At 45.7% G+C, this 3,013-nt stretch carries 2 protein-coding genes; both read right to left on the reverse strand.

Annotation, left to right across the window (positions count from 1 at the left end):
- The coding region (locus NWQ57_RS11925) for an NUDIX domain-containing protein (protein WP_306022374.1) at positions 1 to 523 on the reverse strand (523 nt) is incomplete at its 3' end.
- Positions 524 to 2,932: a zinc-dependent metalloprotease gene (locus tag NWQ57_RS11930; RefSeq protein WP_372340918.1), complete on the reverse strand. Its 2,409-nt coding sequence runs from the start codon at positions 2,930 to 2,932 to the stop codon at positions 524 to 526. It abuts the gene before it with no gap.
- Positions 2,933 to 3,013 lie beyond the last annotated feature (81 nt).

A 3,013-nucleotide genomic window follows, 5' to 3' on the forward strand; every position in this document is an offset into this window, starting at 1 on the left:
AAAACAACCTTGCCATCACTGCTTTTAAGGCTTTTTTATGTGAATCAAAGGCCAAACTTTCAGGGTCAATATCAGTAGGCTTTAACCAGCAAAAATCGCTGATTTCAGACTCTTGTATTATCAGTTCAGGCAAGGCATTAAGCGTGATCATAAAAAAGCTGTCTAAGGTGGGGTATGTCACTTCTTTGTAGGTATAAGTATTCGAATACGAAAACAAATACGCCATCGACTCAAGCGGTAATTGCAGCTCTTCCATCAGCTCTCTGGCTAAAGCCTCTTCATTAGACTCTGCAGGGTCGACAAACCCTCCAGGCAAGTCCAACATGCCCAAGCAGGGTTGCTGGCCGCGTTTAACTAATAACAGCTTATCTTGATAAAAAATAAAGCCAGTGACAGTTGCTGCGACGTTATGAAAATAGGTAAAGCCACATTCGCTGCACACTAATGACTTGGCGCAGCGCTGCGAAAAACATTGTGCCCCGCACTGGGGGCAAAAACGTAGGTTATTGTTTAACTGTATCATTTAAATGGGTGACCCTGGCGGTAAAGGTAATACGCTAAATAGCGATTGCCACTCGCCGCTTTGCCAGTACTGCTCAAGCTGTTTAGCCATAATTTTGTTGTGCGGATTGCGTTTATTGTTTTTCAGCCATCCGTACAAATTAGTCAGTTGCAATTCAACATCCGCCCGTACTTCAGGCGCTAAGTTGCTTTGTAAACTCGCTCTTACCACCGCATCAAGTACTACAAAATTAATGCGCTGGGCCAATTCGCTGCTAGCTCTGCCTTGAATACTTGCCGCAAATATCTGACTTAACACACTCTGTACATCAGGTAAGCCTCTTTGTTGCTCAGCCTGTTGGGCTAAACGGTTCAAACGCTCAGCTTTTAATAATAAACCAAGGGTATAACTTGCCGCAGACTCACCAGCGCTGATTGGATCAAAGGTTAAGCCGCTGCGGCCTTTAAAGCTCTCGCGATTACGAGACTCGCCATATGCCTTTGGTGTAATGAGTTGCACCACAGAGTTAGGGATCGCTAAATACTTCGGATCAATCGTTTCAATTAAGGCTTTAATGGCTGCTTTTTGCTGGTCTAAGCCAACTGGCACCGCGCCTTTAGGAGTTGAATAATCACCTTTGAGCTCATACTCATACTCAACTCCAGCCACTAACTTAGCCACCGCGTCTAACTGGTAACGATGCAATAAATAGATTGGCACGAGTGTTTCTTCAAGTGAGGCCAAGCTACTCCCTGCTTTGAGACTTTTCAGGCCAAAATTACTTAAGGCAAGCTCACGTATTTCATTGATTCGAGCCAGTTCGGCAACTGCATCAGCGCCGTTATCCCACAAATTACCTGAAGGATTAGCGGCATGTGAGGGTCGTGCATCGGGGTCAGACTGATAACGGTAGCCTTTGTCTCTGGCCTGCTTGACTAAAGCGGTTAACGCAGAATATTCATCAACCTCTGCCGGAAAATCTTGGTAGCCGTAAGCGATTACATAGTTATCCCACGCGCCCATGCCTATGGCATAAGCATCGTCTAAACTTATCTGCCCATTTTTAATCGATACTTGCGGGTGTGGATAATCCATCACCGACTCACGGCCATATTCACTGGCAGAAAAATTATGGGCAATACCCAAGGTATGCCCTACTTCATGGGCAGACAACTGACGAATACGAGCAAGCGCCATGTCTTTTTGCACTTGAGTATTAACGTTTTTATCCTTACTGGCATCCTCACTAAACGGGCTGGTTAAGCCGAGCGCAATTAAATAGTCTTGGCGAACACGCAATGAGCCCAAGGTCACGTGGCCTTTGAGGATCTCACCGGTACGCGGATCAATTACCGACGACCCATAAGACCAACCACGGGTGGCACGGTGCACCCATTGAATTACGTTATAACGCACATCCATTGGGTCTGCCCCCTCAGGTAGTACCTTAACCTGAAACGCATTTTTATAACCAATTGCGCTAAATGCTTGATCCCACCACAGCGCCCCTTCTTTTAAAGCACTCATCACCGGCTCAGGAATACCCGGATCAAGATAATAAATAATGGGCTCAACCGCTTCACTCACTGCTGCAGTTGGATCTTTTTTATGAAGTCGGTGGCGCGGGATCATGCTAACCGTCATGCTCTCACCCAGTGGTGCCGAGTAGTCTTGATAAGCCACAGACCAATAGCCTGAAAAGGGCGTAAACTGCCGCGTTTGGTATTGATCATCAGGTAAGCGAATTAAAGAATGATGCAAATGCACCGAAATGCTGCTCGAATCAGGCGTTACTTGGCGCACATACTCGCCCGCCTTACTGCCACCAAAGGTCACGAGTGCTTCAAGTTCAGTATTATCAACAAAGGCTTTACTGCGCGGTAAATACACACCACTGCGCATAGGGTCAGGGCTAAAGCTGCCCTGATTAGTTGACGCCAATTGTGCACCAATGTTATGAATATCTGACAGCAAAAAAGCCGTATAGTCCACCAGTACCGCACTGCCCTCGGTTGCCACAACAGGCAAACCAACAATCACCGAATCGGCAAAGGCTTCATCAATGCTGGCTTGTTCAGCCAGGTTGCTAGATGAGGCGCGATAAGCCGTATTCAGTTGTTTCAGCAATACCTTGTTGCCGTAGCGCTCAAATTTAACTAAACGGGTTTCACCCAATTGGCCACGATCAAGCCCAATATCATTCGAGCCAATGCCCTGCGGCATACTGCTTTGGAACAAAAACGCTTGATCAAATTCATTAATTTTTAGATAGATTTTGTCTTGTTCAAGCTGATAATAAAAATCGTAAAATCCACCTTGGTGTTGCATATCTTGGGTAAAAGCAGAGATATCTTTACTCGCAGTCTCTTCCCGAGCAACACTATAAAAGGCCAGTACCAGTAGCGGTATACATAAAAATCTAACACCCATTTAAGCCATCCCCGTTTATTGTTTTTAGACGCTCACCATAACCACAAACCCAATAAAAAAAAAGCCAGAATTTGTCTCTGC

Source organism: Paraglaciecola sp. (genome assembly GCF_030730205.1).
In the GTDB taxonomy this organism is placed as follows: domain Bacteria; phylum Pseudomonadota; class Gammaproteobacteria; order Enterobacterales; family Alteromonadaceae; genus Paraglaciecola.

Excerpts from the sequence above, each read along its gene's own strand:
- NWQ57_RS11930 (WP_372340918.1), bottom strand. The coding sequence starts at position 2,932 with ATGGGTGTTAGATTTTTATGTATACCGCTACTGGTACTGGCCTTTTAT.